Source organism: Brevibacterium sp. GP-SGM9 (assembly GCF_047300845.1).
Lineage (GTDB): Bacteria > Actinomycetota > Actinomycetes > Actinomycetales > Brevibacteriaceae > Brevibacterium.
In genome coordinates this window covers 3,143,660-3,168,485 of record NZ_CP178563.1, presented here as the reverse complement: position 1 = coordinate 3,168,485, position 24,826 = coordinate 3,143,660, and the positions used below count along the sequence as shown (strand labels likewise).

Annotated in this window: 19 protein-coding genes; 5 read left to right on the top strand and 14 right to left on the bottom strand. The window is 67.2% G+C overall.

Annotation, left to right across the window (positions count from 1 at the left end):
- Window positions 1-27: 27 nt before the first annotated feature.
- The 14 genes from ACH82I_RS14180 to ACH82I_RS14115 all read right to left on the bottom strand — a co-directional run bounded on the left by ACH82I_RS14180 (window position 28) and on the right by ACH82I_RS14115 (window position 18,195).
- Entirely contained in the window at window positions 28-840 is an 813-nt protein-coding gene (locus tag ACH82I_RS14180) for a serine hydrolase (protein ID WP_230744499.1), read from the bottom strand.
- The gene (locus tag ACH82I_RS14175; RefSeq protein WP_413333516.1) at window positions 837-2,054 is read right to left on the bottom strand and encodes a S66 peptidase family protein; all 1,218 of its coding nucleotides are present in this window, start codon (window positions 2,052-2,054) and stop codon (window positions 837-839) included. The genes ACH82I_RS14180 and ACH82I_RS14175 overlap by 4 nt, the downstream gene beginning before the upstream one ends.
- Window positions 2,047-3,705, bottom strand: a complete 1,659-nt coding sequence (locus ACH82I_RS14170) for an ATP-binding cassette domain-containing protein (RefSeq protein WP_413333514.1) — start codon at window positions 3,703-3,705, stop codon at window positions 2,047-2,049. Before ACH82I_RS14170 ends, ACH82I_RS14175 begins: the two co-directional genes overlap by 8 nt.
- Window positions 3,705-4,697, bottom strand: a complete 993-nt coding sequence (locus tag ACH82I_RS14165; protein ID WP_413333512.1) for an ABC transporter permease — start codon at window positions 4,695-4,697, stop codon at window positions 3,705-3,707. The genes ACH82I_RS14170 and ACH82I_RS14165 overlap by 1 nt, the downstream gene beginning before the upstream one ends.
- Window positions 4,697-5,794 carry an ABC transporter permease gene (locus ACH82I_RS14160; RefSeq protein ID WP_413333510.1) on the bottom strand — a complete coding sequence of 366 codons (1,098 nt, stop codon included), beginning with the start codon at window positions 5,792-5,794 and terminating at the stop codon, window positions 4,697-4,699. The genes ACH82I_RS14165 and ACH82I_RS14160 overlap by 1 nt, the downstream gene beginning before the upstream one ends.
- Window positions 5,795-5,866: 72 nt before the next feature.
- Window positions 5,867-7,693 carry an ABC transporter substrate-binding protein gene (locus ACH82I_RS14155; RefSeq protein ID WP_413333508.1) on the bottom strand — a complete coding sequence of 609 codons (1,827 nt, stop codon included), beginning with the start codon at window positions 7,691-7,693 and terminating at the stop codon, window positions 5,867-5,869.
- Window positions 7,694-7,779: 86 nt separating this feature from the next.
- On the bottom strand, window positions 7,780-9,378 hold the full coding sequence (locus ACH82I_RS14150; protein ID WP_413333506.1) for a diaminopimelate decarboxylase: 1,599 nt from the start codon (window positions 9,376-9,378) through the stop codon (window positions 7,780-7,782).
- A gap of 233 nt (window positions 9,379-9,611) precedes the next feature.
- A complete protein-coding gene (locus tag ACH82I_RS14145; protein ID WP_413333504.1) occupies window positions 9,612-11,219 on the bottom strand; it encodes a PucR family transcriptional regulator in 1,608 nt (535 codons plus the stop codon).
- Window positions 11,220-11,289: 70 nt separating this feature from the next.
- Entirely contained in the window at window positions 11,290-12,084 is a 795-nt protein-coding gene (locus tag ACH82I_RS14140; protein WP_413333502.1) for a response regulator transcription factor, read from the bottom strand.
- A complete protein-coding gene (locus ACH82I_RS14135; protein ID WP_230744490.1) occupies window positions 12,084-13,640 on the bottom strand; it encodes a hypothetical protein in 1,557 nt (518 codons plus the stop codon). Before ACH82I_RS14135 ends, ACH82I_RS14140 begins: the two co-directional genes overlap by 1 nt.
- A 267-nt stretch (window positions 13,641-13,907) precedes the next feature.
- Complete coding sequence (gene gabT, locus ACH82I_RS14130; RefSeq protein WP_230744487.1) at window positions 13,908-15,272, bottom strand: 4-aminobutyrate--2-oxoglutarate transaminase; 1,365 nt, start codon at window positions 15,270-15,272, stop codon at window positions 13,908-13,910.
- Between the two features lie 140 nt (window positions 15,273-15,412).
- Entirely contained in the window at window positions 15,413-16,561 is a 1,149-nt protein-coding gene (locus ACH82I_RS14125; protein WP_413333499.1) for a YgfZ/GcvT domain-containing protein, read from the bottom strand.
- Between the two features lies 1 nt (window position 16,562).
- Window positions 16,563-17,162, bottom strand: coding sequence for an FABP family protein (locus ACH82I_RS14120; RefSeq protein WP_230744485.1), 600 nt, complete (start codon window positions 17,160-17,162; stop codon window positions 16,563-16,565).
- Between the two features lie 229 nt (window positions 17,163-17,391).
- Window positions 17,392-18,195, bottom strand: a complete 804-nt coding sequence (locus ACH82I_RS14115; RefSeq protein ID WP_230744484.1) for an ammonia permease — start codon at window positions 18,193-18,195, stop codon at window positions 17,392-17,394.
- A gap of 138 nt (window positions 18,196-18,333) precedes the next feature.
- Between ACH82I_RS14115 and ACH82I_RS14110 the strand changes: the two genes are divergently transcribed.
- The 5 genes from ACH82I_RS14110 to pstS all read left to right on the top strand — a co-directional run bounded on the left by ACH82I_RS14110 (window position 18,334) and on the right by pstS (window position 24,687).
- Window positions 18,334-19,257, top strand: coding sequence for a winged helix-turn-helix domain-containing protein (locus ACH82I_RS14110; RefSeq protein ID WP_230744483.1), 924 nt, complete (start codon window positions 18,334-18,336; stop codon window positions 19,255-19,257).
- Window positions 19,254-20,210, top strand: a complete 957-nt coding sequence (gene mshD / locus ACH82I_RS14105) for a mycothiol synthase (RefSeq protein ID WP_413333496.1) — start codon at window positions 19,254-19,256, stop codon at window positions 20,208-20,210. Before ACH82I_RS14110 ends, mshD begins: the two co-directional genes overlap by 4 nt.
- A gap of 4 nt (window positions 20,211-20,214) precedes the next feature.
- Window positions 20,215-22,359 carry an RNA degradosome polyphosphate kinase gene (locus ACH82I_RS14100; RefSeq protein WP_230744481.1) on the top strand — a complete coding sequence of 715 codons (2,145 nt, stop codon included), beginning with the start codon at window positions 20,215-20,217 and terminating at the stop codon, window positions 22,357-22,359.
- Window positions 22,356-23,330, top strand: a complete 975-nt coding sequence (locus ACH82I_RS14095; protein ID WP_230744480.1) for an NUDIX hydrolase — start codon at window positions 22,356-22,358, stop codon at window positions 23,328-23,330. The genes ACH82I_RS14100 and ACH82I_RS14095 overlap by 4 nt, the downstream gene beginning before the upstream one ends.
- Before the next feature lie 256 nt (window positions 23,331-23,586).
- A complete protein-coding gene (gene pstS, locus ACH82I_RS14090) occupies window positions 23,587-24,687 on the top strand; it encodes a phosphate ABC transporter substrate-binding protein PstS (RefSeq protein ID WP_413333493.1) in 1,101 nt (366 codons plus the stop codon).
- Window positions 24,688-24,826 lie beyond the last annotated feature (139 nt).

Below are 24,826 nucleotides of genomic sequence, written 5' to 3'. Positions count from 1 at the left end.
GTCGCCGGCCGTAGTCGGTGGCCGTAATCAGAGGAAACGGTGGATCGCTTCGCCGGCTTCGCGCATGAGCGGCATGACGTCGACGACGCGGTCGGTGTCCTTCTCCCAGTTCGCGAACACCGCGTAGGCGACCCGGCGCCGAGGTGTCATGACGATCCCCGCATCGGCCCTGATCGTCCCGTTCGTCCCCGTCTTGTTCCACACCCACACATCGCGCTGGTAGTTGTAGTGCGCGAGCGGATCGAGGTCGAACGCCGAGGCGACCATCGAGGTGTCCGCGCCCGCACCCAACCAGCGTCGGAAGATCTCGTTCGTCGACTCGTCCCAGAATTCGTCCTGCGCGTGCCGGGCCATGAAGTCGGAGAGCTCCGCAGCGGTGCCCGTCGACAGGGTGCGGGGCGCCTTGGCCGGTCGCGGCCAGCGGAGGAAGTCGTGGAGACCGGAATTCTCATAGCCGAGCTGCTTGACCTGCGCCGCGACATTTTCCAGGCCGACTCGGCGGATGAGGACGTTCGTCGCGAAGTTGTCGCTGAATGCCCCGATGAGCAGAGCCACGTCGAAGATGCTCAGGTCGTTCTGGTCCATGAGGTACCAGATGCCCGATTCGTCGACCCGTTCCGACGGCCTGCGAGTCAGACGCTCCTGCAGGTCGAGGGTGCCGTCCTTATACATCTGCAGGGCCGTGTGCAGGAGGAACACCTTGCCCATGCTCGCGGTGTCGAGTTCGTCGTTCTCGTGGTGGGCGAAGACCCGCTCTCCGCTGTCGACGTCGAAGGCGAGCGCACTGAAGCGCACCCCGGGCAGCCGGTCGAAATCGAGGTCGAGGTCGAGGTCACTCATGGTCGTGCTCCTTGGTCTCTGAGTCGTGTCGTATCGGTGTCGTGGCCGAGATCAGTGGGGTCGTATCGGTGATCGGTCGTCTCGGCAACCGACCGTGTCAGCGATGGGACGTGCCCGTAGTCGGCGGTGCGATCGATCCACATCCGCGGGCGGCCATTCGCCGGCGCGTCGAGGGTGACAGCGACTCCCAACGGCAGGCTCGGCGCATCGGGGTCGTGCCCGAAGCCCATCTCGCTGACGACCGGAATGCCCGCATCGCCGAGGTAGTCCATGACCAGGTCCTCCACCTCGGCGATGGGAGCGCAGTCCTGCCAGGATCCGAGCACGACCGCATCGGCCGAGGCGAACCAGCCGCCGCGGACCAGCTGCACGAGCAGGTTGTCGAGCCGGTAGAGCTCCTCGTCGACGTCCTCGAGCATGAGGATCGAGGGTCCGTGACGGTGTCGCAGATCGCGGACGCCGGTCAGCTCCGGACTGCCCATCGCCGCTGCGACGAGACTGAGGTTGCCCCCGCCGAGGCGGCCCTTCGCCGTCCCCGGCACCAGAGTCCGCGCCCGGCTGAGTGGGCGGATGGTGCCGCTCGGGTTTCCTGCGGACGATTCGTGCTGATCTTCGCCCGTTTCGGCCGCACGGATCGTCCTCCCGATGCCGGATTCCGGCGCCTCCGCCGGGAATCCGAGTTCCCGGCCGCCCCAGGGTTCGAACAGCCAGGAGAACACCTCGTCGGGGACCACAGCGGAGGACTTGAAGGGGTCGTTGCCGACCATCGGGCAGAACAGGGTGGCCAGCTGCAGGTGATGGTCCCAGGCCTGGTGGAGAGCGGTGATGTCCGAGGACCCGGTGAGCAGCTTCGGTCGGCCATCGCGCCGCAGAGAGGGGGCACGCAGCACCTCGAAGTCGATGCCGTCGAGCAGCCGCATCGCTCCGTAACCGCCGCGCAGGGCGATGACCGCATCGGTGTCCGGATCGCACCAGGCCTCGACGAGGTCGTTGCGGCGCTGTTCATCAGTGCCGGCCAGGTAGCTCACTCGCGGGTGCTTGGCCCGAATGTTCTCACCCGGCACGACCCGCAGCCCCCAGGATTCGAGCTGCCCGATCGCCCGCAGCAGGGACTCCTCGTCGGTGGGGCCGGAAGGAGCGATGAGGCGGACGGTGTCCCCGGCCTGCAGGGGCGCGGACTCGAGATAGGGGCTCGGGTGGATCGGATCACTCATTCCTGACCAGACTCTGACTTCCCAATCGGGGAACTGCCGCGAGCAGCTCCTTCGTGTACTCGTGCTGCGGATCAGCCAAGACGCTGTCGACCTCACCGTACTCCACGATCTCGCCCTTCCTCATCACGGCCACGGTGTCCGCGATGTTCCACGCCAGACCCAGATCGTGGGTGATGATGAGCGCGCTCATGCCGAGGTTCTTCTTCAGCGCCAGGAACAGCGACAGGATCTCCCCGCGCACCGAGGCATCCAGGGAAGCCACGGGCTCATCGGCGATGAGCACCTGCGGATCGAGCGCCAGCGCGCCGGCGATGACGACCCTCTGCCGCTGCCCGCCGGAGAGCTCCTGCGGAATCGATTCGAGGTAGTCCGCGGCAGGCGTGAGCTCGGCGGCTTCGAGGGCCCCGATGACTCGTTCGTACTCACGATCCTTGATCTTCTGCACCCGCAGTCCCTCGACCACCGCTTCGTAGACGCTGCGCTTGGGATTGAGCGAACCGGAGGGGTCCTGCAGGATCATCTGCACCTGCCGCCGGAACGTCCGCAGCGCCTTCGCCTTTCTCGGCAGCGCCTGCCCCTGGAAGGACAGCTGTGAGCCCGGGTCGACTTCCTGCAGCCCCAGCAGCGATCTCGCCAGGGTGGTCTTGCCCGACCCGGATTGGCCGACGACCGCGAGGATCTCGGCCCGCCGCAGCGCCAGGTCGACTCCGCGCACCGCCCGTTCCCGCCCCTGGCGAGTGTCGAAGGAGACGCTGAGGTTCTTCGCCTCGAGCACCACCTCGTCACTCATCGTCAACGGCTGCGCCCGGGTCACCTCGGCGGGCTTGAGGGTGCGCGGATTCATCCGCGATTCCGGATCCCCGATCTGCGGGAACGCACCGGCCAGCTGTTTCGTGTACTCCTCGGCCGGCTCCAGACACACCCGGTCGCTGGGCCCGTATTCGACGAGCCGTCCGTGGCGCATGATCGCGAGATTCTCGCACACCGAGGAGAGCACGGCGAGGTCGTGGCTGATCATCAGCAGGGAGATCCCGCGCTCGGCCACCAGGGAGGCGAGGCCGGAGAGGATCTGCTTCTGCACGATCACGTCGAGCGCCGTGGTCGGCTCGTCGGCGATGATGATGTCGGGTTCGCAGGCCAGGGCCATGGCGATCATGATCCGCTGCTTCTGCCCGCCCGAGAGCTCGTGCGGATAGGCCGCTGCCTTCCCCGGATCGAGGTCGACCTCGGTCAGCAGCTCGAGCATCCGCGCCTTCCGCTTCTCCGGGCTCGTCCACGTGTCCTTGGCATGGTGTTCGAGGGCTTCGATGATCTGGCCCCCGACCTCGCGGACGGGGTTGAGCGAGTGCAGGGCGCCTTGGAACACGATCGAGGCCTGCGCCCAGCGCACGGCTCGGATCTGCCCGAAGCTCAGCTCCTTGAGGTCCTTCCCGCCGAGGAGGACCTGCCCGTCCAGCCGGGCCGACTTGGGCAGCAGGCGCAGGGCCGACATGATCAGGGTCGACTTCCCCGACCCCGACTCTCCGGCGATGCCCAGGGTCGCACCCGAGGGCAGGTCGAGGCTGACCCCGCTGACCGCGGTGACGTAACCGCGGGTGGCGGAGGAGGAACGGTAGGTGATCGACACATCGTCGAAGCGCAGATCGGTCATCAGCGGCTCCTCAGGGCGGGATTGATGATGGCCTCGAGGGCGCGCCCGACCATCGTGAAGGAGAGCACGACGAGCAGGATCGCGATGCCCGGGGTGAGCACGTACCACCAGTAGCCCGAGGTCGCGGCGGAGACGTCCATCGAGTTCTTGAGGATCGTGCCCCAGGACTCCTTGCTCGTATCGCCGAGTCCGAGGAAGGACAGGGTGGATTCGGCGATGATCGCTCCGCCCACCGTGAGAGTCGTGTTCGCGAGCACGAGCGGCATCACCGAGGGCAGCAGGTGCTTGAACAGGATGTGCGAGTGCCCGGCGCCGAGGATGCGCGCCCTCTCGATGTAGAGCCGGGATTCGACGCTCAGGGTCTGGGACCGCACGATCCTCGCCGTCGAGGCCCAGGAGGTCAGTCCGATGGCGACGACGATCGTGAACACCCCGCGTTCGAGGACCGAGGAGAGCACGATCGCCAGCAGCAGGGAGGGCAGGACGAGGAAGAAGTCGATGATGCGCATGACCACGGCCCCGAACAGTCCGGTGAAGTGGCCGGCGGCCAGACCCATGATGGTGCCGATGACCATGGACATCACGGTCGCCGCGACGCCGACGAGGATCGAGACCCGCGATCCCCAGAGGATGCGCACCCACATCTCCCGACCGAGGTCGTCGGTGCCCAGCGGGTGGGCGAGGCTCGGCGGAGCGTAGCGCGGCACATCGAGCTGTTTGGTCACGTCCAGCCGGGACTCCGGGGCGATGAGCGGGGCGAGGACCGCGATGAGGATGAAGAAGATGAGCAGCACGGCGCCGACCATCGCGGGGATGTCGGAGCGGAACATCGCCCAGTTCTTCTTGGCGTTGTTCAACCGGCGTTCACGGACGAGCTTCGCGCCGTCGACGGCGGGGGCGCCGGACTGCGGGCTCCGGCCCGAACTCGGGTTCGGGGAGCCAGCGCCCGACGGCTTGCCCGGGGCCGCCTCGGCGGGGGTGTTCGCAGTCATCAGGCCCTCCTGATTCGCGGATCGAGCCAGCGGTAGACGAGGTCGGCCGCCAGGTTCATGACGATGATGATCGCCGAGAACACGACGAACGTGCCCTGCAGCAGGGGCAGATCGGGACCGCGGATGGCCTCGAAGGTGAGCTTGCCCAGGCCCGGCCAGGAGAAAACGGCCTCGACCGTCACGGCGCCGGCGATGAGCCCGCCGATGTGGAGGAAGACCACGGTGACGGTGGGCAGCAGGGCGTTGGGCACGGCATGCCTGCGGCGCACCTCGTCCTCGGACAGGCCCTTCGCACGGGCGGTGGTCAGGTAGTCCTCGTTCATCTCCTCGAGCAGGGAGGCGCGCATGACCATGAGGAACTGCGCGTAGACCACGGCGACGAGCGAGACAACGGGCAGGATGAGGTGTCTGATGACGTCGATGACCGCCGCGAAGGACCAGGGTTCGAGTCCGGGGGTGACCATGCCGCCGGTGGGCAGCCACTGCAGGGTGCCGCCGAAGATCATCAGCAGGATGAGTCCGAGCCAGAAGGTCGGCACCGACCAGAACACGAGCGAGGTCGAGGAGGCGAGCTTGTCGAACAGGGAGTTGCGGCGCCAGGCCGAGAGCTGTCCGAGCCACAGTCCCAGCGCGATGGCGATGACGGCCGCGGTGGCCGTGAGCAGCAGGGTGGGCCCGATGTATTCGCCGATGAGCGCGGACACGGACTTGCGGTAGACGTAGCTCTCGCCGAGGTCGCCGGTGAGGATGCCGACGAGGTAGTCCCAGAACTGGACGATGACGGGTTTGTCGAGGCCGTACTGGCTGCGCAGCTCGGCGATCTGGGCCGGGCTCATCGGTCGTTCCTTGGCGATCTTGAGCACGGGGTCGCCGGGCAGCATGCGGAAGGCGAAGAAGCCGAGGACGACGACGAGGATCATCGAGACCGCGGCACCGCCGAGTTTCCGCAGCAGGTATCCGAGGAACGATCCGCCCTTCGGCGGCTCGTCCATATCCGCAGGGCCGATGGATGCCGGGCCGCCGGATCCCGGCGCCGAGGCGGCTCCCGGGTTCTCCGGGTCCGTCGGCTGGGGATGGTCATGGGTGGGTGTGCTCACTGTGGTGCTCCTGGTGCTGGGATCATCGTCCCGGGTGCCGGATGCCCGGCACCCGGGACGATGGAGAGGGGACTATTCGCGATCGTCGGACTTCTTGCGGCGGGTGAGGAAGAAGGCTCCTCCGCCGATGACGACGATGGCCGCGACTCCGATGCCGATCCAGCCGCCGGCTCCGAGCCCGCCGCCCTCACCGGAGGCATCCTCGGCGCTGGCGGATTCGACCGAGGCGTAGCCCCAGTAGCCGACCTGGTTGGCGATGGCTCCGCCGTCCGAGGGCTGCTTGGTGAAGTTCGTGAACTTGTCCGAACGGTAGGCCTCGAGCTGGTTGGGGTACCACAGCATCACCGAGGGGGTGTCCTCGTAGTTGATCGCCAGCGCCTGCTTGACCAGTTCCGCCCGCTTCGCTCCGTCGAGTTCGACGTGCTGCTGCTGGTAGAGCTTGTCGTAGTCCTTGTTGCAGTAGCCGTCCTGCGTGGTGCCGCCGTTGCCGTCGGCGTCGGGGCGCTGTCCGCAGGTGTTGATGCTCATCTGGTAGTCCGGATCGGGGTTGACCGACCAGCCGGAGAAGTACATGTCGTAGTCGCCCTTGGTGGTGCGCTCGGAGACGGTGTCGACGTCGCTCGACTCGTTCTCGAGCTTGATCCCGATGTCCTTCATCCACGGTTCGAGGAACTTCGCCGTGTTCTGTTCGATCGGTGCGTCGGCATCGGTGAGGAAGCGCAGTTCGAGCTTCTTCCCGTCCTTCTCGCGGATGCCGTCGGAGCCTTCCTTCCACCCGGCCTCGTCGAGAAGCTTCTTCGCCTGATCCACGTCGAAGCCGGAGACCACCGGATCGTCGGTCGGCAGCGCCCAGGTCGAGTAGACCGCGGGGATGAAGCTCGTGGCCGGCTGGGCGTAGTCCTGCATGACCTGCTTGCGCAGGGTCTCGACGTCGATGCCGGCGCGGATGGCCTGCCGGACCTTCTTGTCCCTCAGCGCCTCGGCGCCGGTGCCGAACTCCTTGCCCTTCGCATCGGCCATGCCGGAGTTGATGGAGATGCCGTTGAAGCGGCGTCCGTGTCCGTCGTTGAGCTCGACACCGTCGGCACCCTTGATGGCGGTGAACTGTTCGGGGGTCAGCCCGGTGATGAAGTCGACCTCGCCGGAGCGGATCGCCTGCACCTGGGCATCGGAGTTCGTGTAGTAGCGGTACTGGATCTCGTCGAGCTTGGGATTGCCGCGCCAGAAGTTCGGGTTGGCCTTGAGGGTGACGGATTTGTTCGCCTCGTAGCTCTCGAGCTGGAAGGGCCCCGATCCGACGGTGTCTTTGTCGTTCTTGAACTCGCCGGGCTTGTCGACCTTCGACCACACGTGTTCGGGGACGACAGGGATCTCCTGACCGGGATTGTTCGCCTGCGGCTCCTTGAGGGTGATGACGACGGTGGAGTCATCGGTGGCCTCGACCTTGTCGAAGTTCTCGACGAGGCTGCCGTTGGCGACCGCCATCTCCTCCTTCTCCATCATCTGGGTGTAGGTCCAGGCGACATCGTTGGCCGTGAGCGGTTCGCCGTCGGACCACTTCATGTCGGGGCGGATCTTGTAGGTCCAGACCTTGCCGTCGGAGTCGGTGTTCCATTCGGTGGCGAGTCCCTCGGTGATCGAGCCGTCTTTGGCGTCGTTGGCCACGAGATTCTCATACATGTACCGGAACGTGTTCGTCGGCAGCAGGTAGAAGGAGGTGAAGGGGTTGAACGAGTCGATGAATCCGTCGGTGGCGATGCGCAGCACGGAGGAGTCATCGGCGGCTTCGGTGGTTTCCGCATGGGCGGGGGCGGCCGCGAGCGACCCGGCCAGTGCCAGCGCCGCGACGCCGGCGAGGCACTTCACCCAACCTCGGCGCAGTCTGTGATGTGCGAACATCGTAGTCCTTCGGTAGAAACGGTGATTCAGTTATCTGTCGGCGCAGGTGAGACCCTGCTCACACTTCATCCTAAGTTCTTCTGCCCTCAATGCGAGGCAAGCGCGTCCTGTTCTTTCGCGTCGGTCTCACCCGCCTTCCGGGGCCTGTGGGGCAACGGCGTCAGTGCCGCCTCTCCCGCCTCGGCGAGGACTTCGGCAACGCCCTGACCTCGGCGAATGAGGAGGAATTCGAGGTCGGCGCCGGCTTCACTGCTGCGGTACCCGTAGACGGGCACGCGCGGGAGCATGTTGTAGGAGTAGGAGTTCGAGAAGTAGTAGGCGCCGGTGTCGGGCACGGCCACGAGGTCCCCGGCGTCGAGGCGCGGGAGCAGGCGGTCGCGGGCGATGAGGTCTGCGGCGAAGCAGGCGGGGCCGGCGACGTCGGTGGGGACAGTTTCGGTGAGGGCTGATTCGGTGGGGGCTGCTTCGGTGGGAACCGCCTCGGTGGTCTTGGGTCGGCCCTGCGGATCGAAGCCGAGCACGCGCAGCGGCCAGTCGTCCGGGGCGTAGGCCGTGCGGGTGGCGACCTGGGCTCCGGCGTGGGTCATGGCGATGCGGCGGCCGCCCGTGGTCTTCGCATATTCGACGCGGGTGAGGGTGGTGCCGGCCTTGGCCAGCAGGGCGCGGCCGAATTCGGTGACGATCTCGAAGTCGAAGAGCGCAGGGATGCGGGCGTCGATGGCGGCGCGGTAGTCGGCGAAGGTGGGGGTGATGTCCTCGCCGGCGAAGTTCACGGGCAGTCCCCCGCCGATGTCGATGCGCGTGACCTGGCGGGCGCTGTCGGTCGGGCGGCCTGCACTGTCGGTCGGGTGGCCTGCGCCCTGGCCTGCACCTTCGCCCGCGGCGACGCGGGCGTTGATCTCCTGGGCGAGGTCGACGACGGCGGCGATGCCTTCGGCGGCCTGGTCGAGGCCGACGCCCTGAGATCCCGAGTGCACGTGGATCTGGGTCAGCCAGGGACGGGCCAGATAGGCGGCGATGAGCGCCTCCCGGTTGCCCTCGTCGCTGAGTCCGATCCCGAATTTCGAGGTCTCGGTCGCCGTCGACAGGGCCCCGATCCGGCCCGCTCCCGACTGGGGGTTGATTCGAATCCCCATCCGCGCCGAGGCGGCTCGTCCCTCGAGGAGAATGTCGAGGCGGGCGAGCTCCTCGAAGTTGTCGGCATTCATCGAGACGCCGAGCTCGACGGCTCGTCTCAGCTCGGTCCAGGTCTTCGCCGGGGAGTCGAAGACGATGGACTCGGGGGCGAAGCCAGCGGCCGCCGCGAGTTCGAGTTCGCCGGGGCTTGCGACCTCGCAGCCGGCGCCGGCCTCGGCAAAGAAGTGCAGGAGCGGTCGCAGCGGCACCGCCTTGGCGGCGACGGCATGGAGGACAGGCTTGTCGGAAGCGAAGGCCGCGGTGAGCTGGTCGAAGGCCTCGGCGGTCTGATCGAGATCGATGAGGCCGAGCACCGGGGTGCTGTCATCGAGGGTAGGTGCGGTGGCCTCGGGTGCTGCGGCGATGTTTCCCTCGGATGCGGCGGGTGCGGCGAATTCAGCACCAGCGTTCGCGGTGCCGTCGGCGATCGCGGATCCTTCAGCGATCGCGGCGATGGCGAGCTGCCTGCGTGCGGCGGCTGAGGAAGTGTCAGGTCGTTGACTGTGCATGCTGTCCTTCGTCGGCGGTATAGAGGAACTCTAGAACGCCGCGCCTATGAGGACCGGACAACAATCTGCCAAACTTGGCGCCGCCTCATTGTCGGTAAATGACAATCAGGCTCGCGGTGACAGTCAGTTCAGATGCGCGATGACAATCAGCTCGGGTACGTGCGGACAGTAAGCTCAGGCCCGCGATGGCAATCAGCTCAGGCCAGCGATGGCACCCTGCCGGGAGACCACACTCACCGGCTGCGGTCGAATACGAGCACCGCCAGCTCCAGCCACAGTCGCCCGGCTCTCTCGGCGGTGGAGAGACCCGTGAGCTCTTCGATCCGGCCGAGCCGATGCCGCAGAGAATTCGTGTGGACATGCAGACGGCGGGCCGCCTCGGCGGAGTTGCCGACGGTCGCGAAGTACACGCGCAGTGTCTCGAGCAGCTGTCCCTGATGCTCCGCGTCGTGGCGGGCCAGGGTCCGGGCGGGAGCGGTGATCCGCGGATCGGCACCGGACAGGGCATCGGCGACCTCGAGGCCGACGAGTTCGGCGGCGACCTCGGCAGCCGTGGCCCCGAGCACGCTCTCGCCCTCGTCCGAGGCGCTCTCGCACCCCGCCCCGGCTCCCCTGCTCAGCAGCGCATCGACGACGTAGACGGCTTCCGTCCACGAGCGGTGGACATGGTCGAGTCGGTCGACCGCGGCGCCGATGCCGAAGCGCAGTCGGTCCTCCGCCGAGGCCGAGCGACGCAGGGCGGCGGTGACGTTGGTTCCGATCTCGGCCGCGGACAGCGGCTCGTCCATGTGCACGAGCACGGCGAGCCGGCCGCTGGCCTCGTCGTGGGCGAGCACGGCATCGGCGAAGGCGGCCCGCAGATGGAACCGCAGGACGGGCTCCCGCTCGGGGCTCACCTCGGCGAGAGCGAGGGTCGCATAGTGGCCGGAGAAGGGCAGGGCGAGCAGGGTCGCTGCAGGTCCGAGGTCCGGGGAACCGGCGAGGATCGAGGCCAGGGCCTCCCGGCGGATCCGCTTCTCGAAGGGCGAGCGCCGCAGGGTGCGGAGCATGACGGGCAGGGCGGCGCGGGCCGCATCGCGCAGCACCTCGCGCAGGGATGCCGGGTCGACCGTGGCGGGATAGGCGGCCCAGATCGTGCCGATGAGTTCGCCCTCGCTGCGCAGTGCGATGACCGACCGGGCCGGGGTGCGATCCTCGGCCGGGCGTTCGACGACGTCGGTCGAGTGGCGGACGGTGTCGAGGAACCCGGATTCCTCGAGCTCGGCGATCCGCCAGTCCGGGATCGCGCCGGTGAGGATCGTCTCGCGGCGGATGTCGTCGATCTCCTCGCTGAGGTTGGCGTGCGCGAGGACGCGCGAGGCCGGGTCTTCGATTGTGATCGAGGCTCCGGTCGATTCCGCGATGACCGCGGCCAAGGCACTGAGATCGTCGACATCGGGCCAGGCCAGGGCGCTCGTCGCCCCTTCGCGGAGCTGCCGGAGGTGGACGAGGACCTCGGACCAGGTGACGTGGGCGGAGCGTTCGAGGAGGACCGGTCCGACGCCGTCGATCGGACCGTCGCCGAGGTGCTTGTGCGTTCCGGGACCGAGCACGAGTGCCGCGGCCCCGCGGTGGGCGGCGACGATTCGGTCGAGCCCGCTGGGACTCTCGACCGCCGCGGCGATGAGGATGACGGTGCCCGCCAATGCGGAGTGGGCAGTGTCGGTGCCGCCCGCGGGCAGGTCGAAGTCGAATTCGATGCGGGTGACCTCGATGTCGTCGGCCGTTTCACTCAGCGGCAGAAGGAAGCCCTCGGTGTCCCTGATCAGGCGGGACAGCCGCAGCGTCGTGTGCTCGGTCATGTCTTCACTGTAGTCGGCAGGTGTTTCGCCCACATTGCGGGGCCGAGGCGATCGGCGAGATCGTGGATGCCTACTCCGGCGAGAAGAATTTGAACTGGATCGCTCGGAGCACGACCTGAGCTTGGCTCTTTGCGCCCAGCTTGATGCGCAGGTTCCGAGCGTGTGACTTCACCGTGTGGACGGTGACGGACTGCGCGGCGGCGATCTCCTCATAGTCGTGTCCCCGGCACAGGTGCCCGAGCAGGTCCATCTCCCGCTCGGTGAGCTGGGGCGCCGAGTTCGGGGCATCGGGGATGACGTCTCCGCTGATGATGAGGTCCTCGGCCAGCGATTTCAGCAGCCCGGGCGCATCCCCGTGGGCCGCGGAGCGGACGACCGAGAGGAGCTCGTCGTCGCCGGCCGTCTTGTTCACCACGGCGAGTGCTCCGGCCTCGAGACCGCGCGCGATGCCCGGCCCCGGTGAGACCGTGGTCAGCAGCACCACGATCGCCTCCGGATCGATGGTCCTGATCGCTTCCGTGGCGTCGACCCCGCTCATCCCCGGCGGCATATTGACGTCCATGAGGACGACGTCCGGACGCGTCGCGGCGAAGACCTCCACGGCGTCCTCCCCGGAATGCACGGGGTCGATCACACGGAATTCGCCCGAGTCCCGGAGCACAGCGGTGATCGCGCGGGTCGTCCACGAATCATCGTCGACGACGAGGACCGCGATCGGCTTCGACCTCGCCGAGGTGGTGGCAGAATCCGCCGAGGTGGTGGCGTGACTCGCCGAGGCGGTGCCGGAACTCGCCGAGGCGGTGGCGCTTCTCGCCGAGGCGGGGCCGAGGTCTGAGGTCTGCACCGTGTTCGTTCCCTCGATCATCACACCTCGGCCCAATTCTTCTCACCGACGGGTCGGTTCGATCCGCTCGATTTCCCGGATCCATCGAGTCGTTCGGAGTCGCCGAGTCGTTCGGAGTCGCCGAGTCGATCGGCGCCAGCGGGTCGTTCGGAATCATCTGGTCGTCCGGATCTGCTCTGCTCTTCTGAGCTTCGCTGCCCTCCCGCTGCTCCTTCGTCGACCGGAATCCCAGATTCGGCTCTTTCGCAGAGGACAGCGATCTCCTCTCCCTGGCCAAGCGTCGCGGCAGTCGAGCCGCCGCGGGAGCCGTGGGACTCACCGCGGGAGCCGTGGGACTCGGAGTGGGGGCCACCCGCCTCGGCGCGGGAATTGCCCGCCACGGCGACGGAATTACCCTCTTCGGGCCGCAGATATCGGACGGGCACGGCCACCTCGACGATGACGTTCTGCCCTTCGGCTGAGAGCACGCGGCAGGTTCCGTTGACCGCGGTCGCCCTGCGGTCAAGCGATCGCGGCGTCCGGGGCAGCTCTGCCGGCGCCTCGTTCCGACTGCGGCAGACGAGTTCGGCCCGATCGTCGGAGCCTGCTCGCATCTCCACTTCCAAGGAGGCGGGAGAGCCCGGGGCCGAATAGCGGATGACGTTCGTTGCGAGTTCGAGCACGATGGCGGTGAAATGCCGACCGAGGTCCGCCGAGGCGTACTTCGGCAGCTGGTCCATCTGTATCGTCAGGGGCACGGAACCGGCGGAGCAGCCGCTGTCGATCGCCGCAGCCAGCTGCTCGGCCTCGGTGTGCAGACGGAAGCGGGAATCCTGCGGTTCCCCGGATCTGAGACTGCCCACCAGGTGTCGCAGACGTTTCGTCGCTTCGGCATTGACAAGCGCGAGCTCGGCGAGCAGACGGTCGGAATCTGGCGAGGTGCCTTCCCGTGCCATGGTCCTGATGATCGCGGATTCGGTGGCCAGCGAGTTCGAGATCGTGTCGTGCATATCGCTGGTGAATCGCGTCCGCATCGACTCCACCGTCTTCTGGTGGTCGACGGCGGCGCGTTCGCGGCGGAGGATCTCCCGGTGGATCCGCAGCTCGACGAAACCGGCGGCAGCGCCGATCAGCGAATAGGTCAGCCACCCGAAGCCGAGATCGATGAAGCCCGCGACCCCGCCGTCATAGGCGCCCAGCTCAGTGGCAGTCAACAGGTAGGCGACGAGGCCGGTCGTGGCGATCGCCGCACCGATCCACCGGCGGTGGCTGAGCAGCACCGCGACGGCGAAGATGAGCACCTCGGGGAACATGTTCTCCAGGTCGGGGTAGAGCGCGACGAAGACGATGCTCAGGCCGGTGGAGACGAGTGCAGTGACCAGAGGGAGGAAGGGGGCGAAGACGAAGAGGGCGTAGGCGCCGATGAGCAGCGCCACGTAACGCGGCTCGGTGATCTCGAACGAGCCCGGGACCAGAACGGTCAGACAGAGGATGAGGGCGAGCAGACGAATCGGCAGGTCCACGAAGCGCGGTCCGCGGAGGAACCGCCACACCCGGTCCGGGGCGCTCATCGAACTGTCTTCGCGCAGAGAGGTCATGGACTCCATTGTGCTACAGTCGCCGACCGCGTGGGTCCGCGCCGGATTCCCGAGGCCGGCCGGCGGCACTCCAGACACACCGACGGCGACGCGGACGCTTCAGAGCATCTGCGCCGCCGTCGGATGGCAGCTGCGCGAATCGGGTGGTTCAACCCCGCCCCACCTGGGCTAAGGACGTCACAGAGCCCCAAAACTACCTGACGGCGTCCCAGCACCCTCGCGCGAGGGTGCTGGGACGCCGTCAGGTAGCAGTGGGGGTGGGGAGCTTCAGCCCAGGAGCTCGCCCAGGCCCGCCTCGATGACGTCGAAGGCATCGCCCAGCAGCTCATCGGAGATCGTCAGCGGCGGCAGGAAGCGCAGCACGTTGCCGAAGGTTCCGGTGGTGAGCACGAGCACGCCGTTCTTCGCGCAGTAGTCGGCGAGCTTCTTCACCAGGTCAGCGTTCGGCTCGATCGAGTCGCGCTCGACGAACTCGGCGGCGATCATCGCACCGCGGCCGCGGATGTCGCCGACCTCGGGGTACTGGCTCTGCAGCTTGGTCAGGCGTTCGGTGATGATCTCACCGATGTGTCCGGCGTTCTCGAGGAGGCCGTCGTTCTCGTAGGACTCGATGGCGCCGAGGGCGGCGGCGCAGGCCGTCGGGTTGCCGCCGTAGGTTCCGCCGAGGCGGCCCGGTCCGACCGAGTCCATGATCTCCGCGCGACCGGTCACGGCCGAGAGCGGCAGACCGCCGGCGATGCCCTTGGCGGTGGTGATGAGGTCGGGAACGATGCCCTCCCACTCGGAGGCGAACATCTTGCCCGTGCGGGCGAAGCCGGCCTGGACCTCGTCGGCGACGAAGACGATGCCCTTCTCGCGGGCGTACTCGACGAGGGTGGGCAGGAAGCCCTCAGCGGGGACGATGAAACCGCCCTCACCCTGGATGGGTTCGATGACGATCGCGGCGACGTAGTCGGAGCCGATCTGCTTCTCGATCATCGTGATGACGCGCTTGGCCGCATCTTCGCCGCTGATCTTCGTGCCCGCCGCATCGTTGTCGCGGAACGGGTAGGACATGGGTGCCCGGTAGACCTCACCGGCGAAAGGACCGAATCCGGCCTTGTAGGGGGCGGCCTTCGCGGTCATCGCCATGGTCAGGTTGGTCCGGCCGTGGTAGGCGTGGTCGAAGACGACGACGGCGTCACGACCGGTGTGGGCGCGAGCGATCTTCACGGCGTTCTCGACAGCCTCGGCGCCGGAGTTGAGCAGCACGGTGCGCTTCTCGTGATCGCCCGGGGTCAGGCGGTTGAGCGCCTCGGCGACCTCGACGTAGCTCTCATAGGGGTTGACCATGAAGCAGGTGTGGGTGAAGGCCTCGAGCTGCTCGGTCGCGGCCTTGACGACCCGCGGGTTCGAGTTGCCCGCGGTGGTCACCGCAATGCCCGAACCGAGGTCGATGAGCTGATTGCCGTCGACGTCCTTGAGGATGCCGCCGCCGGCCGCCACCACGTATGCGGGCAGCGATGATCCGACACCTGTGGCCACGGCCGAAGTGCGGCGGGCCTCGATCTCACGGGACTTCGGTCCGGGGATCTCGGTGACGATCTTACGTTCCTGCGGCAGAGCTTCGCCGCCAATTTCCAAAGCTGTCATAAGGGGAAGAATAGGGGTTCGCGACGGTTCTTGTCATTCCGAGTCCGCAGGGTGGCCAGAACGCGTTTGTCAGCGCGATATCCGATGCGGAATCCGTTGTTCGCGATACGACTCATCAGCGCTGTCGCGAAGCCCGAATTCTAGCGGTGCTGGTTGCGCAGATCGACGTCCTTGTTCCGTCCCGGCAGGTTGAGATCGTGTTCGCGCGAGGGCGCGACGATCGTTTCCTGCGCCCCTGCCACACGGGGTGCATCCTCACCGATGTCGAAGCTCAGCGGAGCATCGGCGGAGATGTTGCGCTTGATGACGGCCAGGCCGATCGGCCCGAGCTCCCAGTGCAGGGCGACCGAGCTCAGCCGTCCCACGGACCGTTCGGATCCGCGGACCTCGGCGAGCGCCTCGGTGCCGGCCTCGGGGTGGATATGCCCGGACCCGTCGAGGTGGACGAAGACGAGGCGCCGAGGCGGCTGCCCCAGATTGTGCACACGCGCGATGGCCTCCTGGCCGCGGTAGCAGCCCTTGGCCAGGTGCACGGAGGTGCGCAGCAGATCGAGTTCGCCGACGAGGGACTTGTGGTCGATCTCCGCCGGCCCGGGCCGCCAAGCGGCGATCCGCAGGGCCTCCCAGGCGTCGAACCCGGCCAGGGTGAATTCGCTCGCCGAGGTTGCCCGCAGGTCCGCACGCGCGCAGATGCCGATGACGAACGGGGTCTCGAGCCCGGGGTGGTCCTCCCCTGCCACCTCTAGTCCGAGGTCGACCTCGGCATAGGAGGCCGAGCCCGCTCCGATGTGCGGCCAGGGATCGGCCCACAGCTGGGTCACGGGCAGCTTCTCGGGGAGAGTGAGGACGGCGCCGATGCACTGATAGTCATCGCTGAGGTCCTCGATCTCCACGCGCATCATGAAGACCATTTTGCGGAGGAAGTCGAGGGTGGCGTCCGTGGCCATCTCGCTGATCGCCCACAGCGCCTCGCCGTCGTCGACGAGTTTGAGCCAGCCCTCGATGCGGCCGTTGGGATCGAGGACGAGGGTCTCCGTCGACACCCCCGGAGCCAGTCCGTCGAGCTTCTGCGTGGTGATGGAGTTGAGCCAGGTCAGCCGATCGGGTCCGGACAGGCGCAGGACCCGCAGGTGGGCGAGATCGACGATGGCGCCCTTCTCGGCCAGGGCCCGCTGCTCGCGCAGGGGCGAGCCGTAGTGCAGCGGCGTCCGCGCCAGTTCGCCGGGGCCGTAGACCGCGGCCGAACTCAGCGGCTGGGCCAGCGCGGAGGGGCGGGCGGACTCGGTCATCTCAGTCCAGCTTCTTCAGCCGCGCCGAGGCGTGAGAGGCGAGTTCGTGGCCGAGGGCGGCCATGTCCCAGGCCCACATGAGCTCCCCGCCGACGAGTCCGTACATGCGGGTCGACGCGGTGTACTCCTTGGCGGTCTTCGTCCGTGCCACGACGTCGGTCGACAGATCGATGCGCGGTCCCTTGACATGGCCGGCGTAGAGTTCCATGACGCCGTGCGGGTGGACGATCTCGGCTTCGATCTCGAATCCGTCGTCATTCGTGCGCAGGGTCTCGACCGCGGCGGCGCTGGTGAAGCTGGGCTCCTGAGTCGGCACGAGCATTCCCGGGCCCACGTCACCGGCGTCATGCTGGCGCACGAGCTGCCAGATGCCGGTCTCGAAGGTCAGCGTCGATTCGAGTTCGCCCTCCTCGGTCAGCAGCCACGCATGCGCGGTGTACTGGAGGAAGGGAGTGCCCTCATGGGCGACGAAGTCGACTCGCTGCCCGAACTGCTTCTCGGGAGTGTCCGCATAGCCGACCACTCCCACACCCTCCCAGGACCCGATGAGCCAGGACAGGGGGACGAGCTCGGGATGGACCGAGGCGTCTAGTTCGATCATCGAACTCAGCGGTTGTCTTTGAACAGGGAGGTGACGACCTTGATTCCGACACCCAGGGCACCGAGTGCGGCGAGGCCGACGAGGCTGGAGAAGAAGATTTCAAGCACGACGAGGTTATCCATGCCCTCAAGTCTACATTTCCGAGCCGTGCCGTGCGCAGTCGGCCCGAGGGCCGGACAGAACTGACCCGACGGCCGGGACATCAAGAACTGACCCGACGGCCGGGACATCAGAGGGCGATGCGTTCGAGAGAGTAGACGACGACACCGCCGAGGGCGATCGGGGTGGCGCCGAGGGCGAGCTGCACGGCGAAGCTGCGGGCCTTCTCGACGTTCTTCTTCAGCTCGATGTTCTGGGCGATCTCGAGGCTGACGGCCTGGTATTTGGCATAGGCGACGAGGCCGAGCATGCGGTCGACGGCGGCGACCAGCAGACCCATGATGGCACCGAGGATGAGGGCCAGCGGCCAGCTGATCGCCTCGGGGAAGATGCTGAACGAGAGGATCCCGGCCACCGCGGTCGCCATCGCCACGGCCAGCGGTGAGGTGTAGATCGCCGGCCACGGCAGAGCGGTCATGCAGCCCGCGGCGATGAGCGAGATGAGACCGACGACGATGGCCTCTTTGTCCCCGGGCACGGTGATCGCGGCGACCCAGGTGCTCGCGGACAGGGAGATGACCACACCGGTCACCTGCGCGGAGACGTTGGCCACGGCATCCGAGGCACCGAGGCCGCGGGTGAGGTTCTGCACGAAGGTCCACAGCAGCCCGAGCCCGGCGAGCACGGGCAGCCAGTCGAGGTACGGAGCCGAGCTGTCGCGCCACGCGGCCAGCAGTCCGGCGAGTCCGAAGAGGAAGAGCATGATCGAGGTGGCCCGGGGCTGCGGGGAGTCCGTGAGACGGGGCCAGCCGTAGGCGACGCCGAAGACGATGAGGCAGGTCGCCAGCAGGAACAAGGTGTAGCCCCAGTACACCGAGGCGCTGAGGGCCAACGCCAGGGCCAAGGCCACGACTACTCGAATCCATCTGATCACCCCACTATCGTGCCCTATCCGATCGCGGCGACGCGATTCGCGGGTCCGGTCTCGCGAGTCCGGTCACCCGAGTTCGGCGTCGGTGAGCACGGCTATACTTTCCTCAGTCGGCACTCGCAGAGGGGATGGATTGAGCACATGCGGATCCTGCACATCAGCCCCGCCGCCCGCCTCGATGCCCCGCTCGCGCCCGAGTCCCTGCAATACCTCGGCCACCACATCGAACGCCGCGACATCGCGCACCTGAGCACCGCGGCCGCCGAGACCATCACCGCCGATGTCGTCATCGCCGATGCCTGCCTCGATCTCTCCCTCGCCCCCGCCATCGCCGAGGTGCTCACCGCCAGGAATCTCACCGTCCCCGTCATCGTCGTGCTCAGCGAAGGCGGGCTGGCGACCGCCTCGGCGCGTTGGAATGTCAGCGATATCGTGCTTACCTCCGCAGGCCCCGCCGAGGTGGAGGCTCGGCTGCGGATGGCCCGCGACCGAGGCCTCTCCCCCGCCCAGGCCGGAGCCGGATTCGCGGGCCGTTCCGGATACACGGGGCGGGCGAACCTCGGCGAGCAGACAGGCGGAGGCGGAGCGGTCGGCCCCTCCGCGACCGGCGGCGCCTACGGAACCCCCGGCGCCGAGGCGTGGAACGCCGACGGTGAGCCGATGGTCGTCGTCACCGGAGCCCTGCGCATCGACGAGACCGCGTTCACCGCCGATCTCGGCGGACGCAGCCTCGACCTGACCTACCGCGAATTCGCCCTGCTGAAGTTCTTCGCCATGCACCCCGAACGCGTCTTCACCCGCGATGAGATCCTCTTCGCCGTATGGGGCGACGACTACTACGGCGGCACCCGCACCGTCGATGTGCATGTCCGCCGCCTGCGTGCGAAACTCGGCAAAGACCTCGAGAACGCCATCCACACGGTGCGCAACGTCGGCTACCGCTTCAGCGCGGATTCCATGACCGACGATGACGACGAGGCGGCTGAGGCGGACGAGACCGAACGACGCAGTCCGCACGAAACGAGCGAAGAGAACGAACCGAGCGAGGAGGACCTGAGCGCATGAGAATCGACACCAGCGGAGCCGTGGTCGGGGCCCCGATCTCCCCTCTCGCCGAGGCCGAGCGCGGCTTCCTCGACCAGGTGGCCGAGTCCGACGGCTCCCCCGAGATCTCGGGCGGGCTGATGGCCATCGCCACCGGCGAGGACACGAGCCACGAGGCGCAGACGGCCTCGAGTGTGTGGCGGGTCTATGACGACGAGGACACCCTCATCGGCTTCGGCATCCGTGCCCTGCAGGGCGAGCGCCATGCCGCCGAGTTCCTCATCGCCCCCGAACATCGCGGCCGCGGACACGGTGCCGCTCTGCTCGCCGCGATCCTCGACGAGCAGCCCGAATCATGGTGCTGGGCCCACGGCGACCACCCGGCCGCGCAGGCACTTGCGAGCAGGCACGGGCTCGGCCGCGACCGGGTGCTCTATCAGATGAGCACCGGTGAGGGTCTGAGCCTCGATGAGCTTCCGGAGACCACGGCCCCCGACGGTGTGAGGATCCGCTCCTTCGCCCCCGGCGACGAGGACGGCTGGCTGCAGGTCAATAACGCCGCCTTCGACTGGCACCCCGAACAGGGCTCGCAGACCCGCGCCGACATCGATGCGATCGTCACCGCCGCCGACTTCGACCCCTCCACCATCGTCATCGCCGAACGCGCCGGTGACGTCATCGGCTTCCATGAGATCAAACTCACGGATCCCGAGCCGTCCACGGGCACGTCCGGCGGCCTCGGCGAGGTCTATGTCGTCGGCGTGGACCCGGCCGTCCATGCCAAGGGCGTGGGCAGGGCACTGACCGTCGAGGGCATGCGGCGGATGGTCGCCGCCGGCGCCGAGAGGATCGAACTCTACGTCGAGTCCGACAATGCTCCGGCGCTAGGCTTGTACGAGCGGCTTGGCTTCCATGTCGCGGTGGCGCACGTGTCCTATGCGCCGGCTTCCTCGACCGAACCCACCCAGGAGTAGATCGATGTACGACATCGCAGCCATCGGCAGGGAACTCGACCTGCCGGAACCCGAAGATCGCTTCCTCGATCGCGAACTCAGCTGGCTGGCGTTCAACGAACGCGTCCTCGACCTCGCCTCCGACCCGGAGATGCCCCTGCTCGAGCGGGTCCGCTTCCTGTCGATCTTCGCGACCAATCTCGACGAGTTCTTCATGGTCCGCGTCGCCGGCCTCAAACGCCGCATCAATACAGGACTGGCCGTGCCGAGCGTGACCGGGCGGATGCCGCTGCAGGTCATGCACGCAATCGGCGTGCGTGCCCATGAGCTGATGACCAGGCACGCCGCCCTGCTCAAGGAAGACATCGGACCCCGCCTCGACGCAGAGTCGATCACAAAGGTCGCCGTCGACGATCTCACCGCGGACGAACGGGCACGGGTCGACGAATTCTTCGCCGGTCACGTCTTCCCCGTCCTTACCCCGCTGGCCGTGGACCCGGCCCACCCCTTCCCCTACATCTCGGGGCTCTCGCTCAACCTCGGCGTGCTCCTGCGCTACCCGGACTCGGGCAAGGAGCTCTTCGCCCGGGTCAAGGTGCCCCCGCGCCTGCCCAGGTTCTTCAACGTCGCCGAGGCGTCCGACCGTCCCGTCGGACGCGACGTGCCCGCCCGCTTCGTCGCCCTCGAGGACATCATCGCCGAACACCTCGACACCCTCTTCGAAGGCATGGAGGTCATCCACCACTCGACCTTCCGCGTCACCCGCAACGAAGACCTCGAGGTCGAAGAGGACGATGCGGAGAACCTGCTCAAGGCTCTAGAGAAGGAGCTGCTGCGCCGCCGTTTCGGGCCCGCGGTGCGCGTGGAGATCACGGAGAACATCCATCCGCGGGTGCGCGAGATGCTCAAGGACGAACTCGGCATCGACGAATCCGAGATCTACCACCTGCCGACCCCGCTCGACCTCTCCGGAATGTCCGACATCGCCGATGTCCCGCGCGATGACCTGCATTTCGCGAAGATGGTCCCGCAGATGAACAAGGACCTGTCCCTGCGGGAGTCGAGCGATCAGGTCGATGTCTTCGCGGCCGTGAACAGCCGCGACATCCTCCTCCACCACCCCTACGACTCGTTCTCGACCAGTGTGCAGGCCTTCCTCGAGCAGGCCGCCGCGGACAAGAACGTGCTCGCGATCAAGCAGACCCTCTACCGGACCTCCGGGGACTCCCCGATCATCGAGGCCCTCGTCGATGCCGCGCAAGCGGGCATCCAGGTCCTCGCGGTCGTCGAGATCAAGGCCCGCTTCGACGAGGAGGCCAACATCACCTGGGCCCGCAAGCTCGAGCGGGCCGGGGTCCATGTCGTCTACGGCATCGTCGGACTCAAGACCCACGCGAAGCTCTCCCTGGTCGTCCGTCAGGAAGCCGAGGGACTGGCCCGCTACTGCCACGTCGGCACCGGCAACTACCACCCGAAGACCGCGCGCGGCTATGAGGACTTCGGCCTGCTGACCAAGGACATGGCCGTCGCCGACGACCTCACGAAGCTGTTCAACCAGCTCTCCGGCTATGCGCCCCGCGCCGAGTACTCTCGTTTCCTCGTCGCCCCCACCCGGGTCCGAGCCGGGCTGACCGAGCTGATCGAGGCCGAGACCGCCATCGCCGAGGCGGGCGGTGAAGGGTCCGTGCGGATCAAGGTGAATTCGATCGTCGATGAGGCGATCATCGACTCCCTCTACATGGCCTCCCGCGCGGGGGTGAAGGTCGAGGTCTTAGTCCGCGGGATCTGCGCCCTGCGCCCGGGTATCCCGGGCCTGAGCGAGAACATCACCGTCCGGTCGGTCCTCGGCCGCTTCCTCGAGCATTCGCGGGCCTTCGTCTTCGGCAACGGCGGCGACCCTATCGTCTACATCGGTTCGGCCGATATGATGCACCGCAACCTCGACCGGCGAGTCGAGACCCTCGTCCAGCTCGCCAACGCCAACCACAAGGACGAGGTCGTCGAACTCTTCGATCTCGCCTTCGCGGAGTCCACCTCGGCGTTCGAACTCTCCGCCGACGGCAGCTGGAGCCGCTCGACGAAGGATGCCGAGGGGCAGCCGCTCACCGACTACCAGACAGAGCTCATCCGACGTCACCGGAAACGCCGACTGGTCGGGGACGAAGCGTGAGTCCGGCATCGGTCGATTCCGCGCAGGTCTCCTCGCGGGTCAGTGCCGATATCCTCGCCGCCGGAGCCGTCTGCTGGCGGCTCGGAGCCGAGGGACTCGAGGTCGCCCTCATCCACCGTCCCCGCTACAACGACTGGTCCTGGCCGAAGGGCAAGGTCGAGCCCGGGGAGACCCTGCCGGAGACCGCGATCCGCGAGGTCAAGGAGGAGACGGGACTCGACATCCACCTCGGCGTCCCGCTGCCTTCGGCGGAGTACATGGTCGGCGGCAAGAACATCAAGAAGGTCTTCTACTGGTCGGCCCAAGTCAAGGCCGACCAGGCTCTCGGCTCCGACAATGTGCGTGAAGTCGATGAGGTGAAGTGGTTTCCCGTCGGGAAGGCGCGGACGAAGCTGACCTCCTATGCCGACCGCGATCAGCTCGATGCGCTCGAGAAGTATCACGAGACGGATGCGCTGCGGGCCTGGCCGCTCGTCCTCGTCCGCCACGGCAAGGCCTTCCCCCGCTCCAAATGGTACGAGACGGAGCATGTCCGACCGCTGCTCAAGCTCGGCACCCGGCAGGCGATGGCGCTGACCGGCCTGCTCGAGGCGTGGGAGACGAAGAAGCTGATCTCGAGCCCGTGGAAACGCTGTGTCGCGACCCTGGCTCCGCTGTCGGCGGCGACGGGCAGATCGATCAAGAAGGTCGCGTGTCTGAGCGAGAAGGCCACCGCGGGCAATCCCGAGAAGACCGCCCGGTACATCGAGAAGCTGCTCGAGAAGGGCCGTCCGGTCATCTACTGCACCCACCGTCCGGTGCTGCCGACCATCCTCGCCGTCTACGCCAAACACGCCCCGAAGCGGATCGCTGCGAAGCTGCCGAGCGAGGACCCGTATCTCAAGCCCGGCGAGATCCTCGTCGCCTACGTCCGGCCCGGCGCCGTGCCGCGCATCGTCGACATCGAACGCGTCCGACCGATCGACGCCTGAGGGGCTGAGCGCTGAGGGGTCGCCGGCCGAGGTCTCACCTGAGGGGCCGGCGGCCGAAGTCAGACCGGCCTCGGCGGCCATCCTTTCACGATCCGGGCCCGCCCTGTGACAGAGTGCTCAGAAGGCTTCCAACGCTTCAGCTCTCATTCACCTCCCATTCACTTCACTACACCCGCCGCTTTACGCGCGATCCTTAGCGTGGACCACGAACGATCGAGAATCCTCGAGTTGTGTCCACGACATGAAAGGCATCTTCGTGAAGCTGAAGCACCTTGCCCCCTCCGCCGCGATCCTGGCGGTCGGCGCGCTCACCCTGTCGGCCTGCGGCGGAACCTCCGCCACCGGGGAAGACACCAGCGGTGGCGACAGCGACCTCCAGGGCACCCTGACCGGCATCGGCGCCTCCTCGCAGAAGGCGGCCATGGATGCCTGGACCGCGGACTTCACCTCGGAGAACTCCGGCGTCACCGTCAACTACTCGCCCGACGGCTCCGGTGCCGGACGCGAGCAGTTCCTGGCCGGAAACGCCCAGTTCGCCGGTTCCGACGCCCACCTCGATGACGACGAGGTCGAGGCCGGCAAGGAAGCCTGCGGTGCCGACGGCGCCTACGAATTCCCCGTCTACATCTCCCCCATCGCGGTGACCTTCAACGTGGAGGGCGTCGACGAACTCAACCTCTCGCCCGACACCATCGCGAAGATCTTCAAGGGCGAGATCACCAACTGGAACGACGACGCGATCAAGGCCGACAACCCCGACGCGGAGCTGCCGGACCTCAAGATCACCGCCGTCCACCGCGCCGACGACTCGGGCACCACCGAGAACTTCGCCGAGTACCTCAAAGCCACCGCCGAGAAGACCTGGGACGCCGAGGTCGACGGCAACTTCCCGAAGGACTTCGGCGGCGAAGCCGCTCAGGGCACCGACGGCGTCATCCAGACCGTCTCGGACACCGACGGTGCGATCGGCTACGCCGACGCCTCGGCCGTCGGCGACCTGGGCACCGCCAAGGTGAAGGTCGGCGAGGAATTCGTCGAACTCTCCCCCGAAGCCGCCACCAAGGTCGTCGACGCTTCCGAGAAGGTCGAGGGACGCGGCGAAGGCGACCTCGCCTTCGACCTCGCCCGCGACACCACCGAGTCGGGTGCCTACCCGATCGTGCTCGTCTCCTACCACCTGGTCTGCTCGTCCTACAAGGACCAGGAGACCGTGAACATGGTCAAGGCCTGGGAGAAGTTCGTCGTCTCCGAAGAGGGACAGAAGTCCGCTGCGGACTCCGCCGGTTCGGCTCCCCTGTCCGACGACCTGCGTTCGCAGATCGAGACCGTCATCGACTCCATCAAGGTTGAAGGCTGACACTTGGTCTCTGACCTGGAGAAATGATCAGCTGAGGAGCGGCGCAGCACCCACTGCGCCGCTTTTGGGCGCCTAGGGATCCGAGGACAGGATCCACCACAAGTTTCACGAGGAGCACTTGTGCCGACCAGCACGCAAA

Excerpts from the sequence above, each read along its gene's own strand:
- ACH82I_RS14155 (WP_413333508.1), bottom strand. The coding sequence starts at position 7,693 with ATGTTCGCACATCACAGACTGCGCCGAGGTTGGGTGAAGTGCCTCGCC.
- ACH82I_RS14150 (WP_413333506.1), bottom strand. The coding sequence starts at position 9,378 with ATGCACAGTCAACGACCTGACACTTCCTCAGCCGCCGCACGCAGGCAG.
- ACH82I_RS14165 (WP_413333512.1), bottom strand. The coding sequence starts at position 4,697 with ATGACTGCGAACACCCCCGCCGAGGCGGCCCCGGGCAAGCCGTCGGGC.
- ACH82I_RS14135 (WP_230744490.1), bottom strand. The coding sequence starts at position 13,640 with ATGACCTCTCTGCGCGAAGACAGTTCGATGAGCGCCCCGGACCGGGTG.
- ACH82I_RS14120 (WP_230744485.1), bottom strand. The coding sequence starts at position 17,162 with ATGATCGAACTAGACGCCTCGGTCCATCCCGAGCTCGTCCCCCTGTCC.
- gabT (WP_230744487.1), bottom strand. The coding sequence starts at position 15,272 with ATGACAGCTTTGGAAATTGGCGGCGAAGCTCTGCCGCAGGAACGTAAG.
- ACH82I_RS14140 (WP_413333502.1), bottom strand. The coding sequence starts at position 12,084 with ATGATCGAGGGAACGAACACGGTGCAGACCTCAGACCTCGGCCCCGCC.
- ACH82I_RS14125 (WP_413333499.1), bottom strand. The coding sequence starts at position 16,561 with ATGACCGAGTCCGCCCGCCCCTCCGCGCTGGCCCAGCCGCTGAGTTCG.
- ACH82I_RS14145 (WP_413333504.1), bottom strand. The coding sequence starts at position 11,219 with ATGACCGAGCACACGACGCTGCGGCTGTCCCGCCTGATCAGGGACACC.
- ACH82I_RS14110 (WP_230744483.1), top strand. The coding sequence starts at position 18,334 with ATGCGGATCCTGCACATCAGCCCCGCCGCCCGCCTCGATGCCCCGCTC.
- ACH82I_RS14170 (WP_413333514.1), bottom strand. The coding sequence starts at position 3,705 with ATGACCGATCTGCGCTTCGACGATGTGTCGATCACCTACCGTTCCTCC.
- ACH82I_RS14175 (WP_413333516.1), bottom strand. The coding sequence starts at position 2,054 with ATGAGTGATCCGATCCACCCGAGCCCCTATCTCGAGTCCGCGCCCCTG.
- ACH82I_RS14100 (WP_230744481.1), top strand. The coding sequence starts at position 20,215 with ATGTACGACATCGCAGCCATCGGCAGGGAACTCGACCTGCCGGAACCC.
- mshD (WP_413333496.1), top strand. The coding sequence starts at position 19,254 with ATGAGAATCGACACCAGCGGAGCCGTGGTCGGGGCCCCGATCTCCCCT.
- ACH82I_RS14180 (WP_230744499.1), bottom strand. The coding sequence starts at position 840 with ATGAGTGACCTCGACCTCGACCTCGATTTCGACCGGCTGCCCGGGGTG.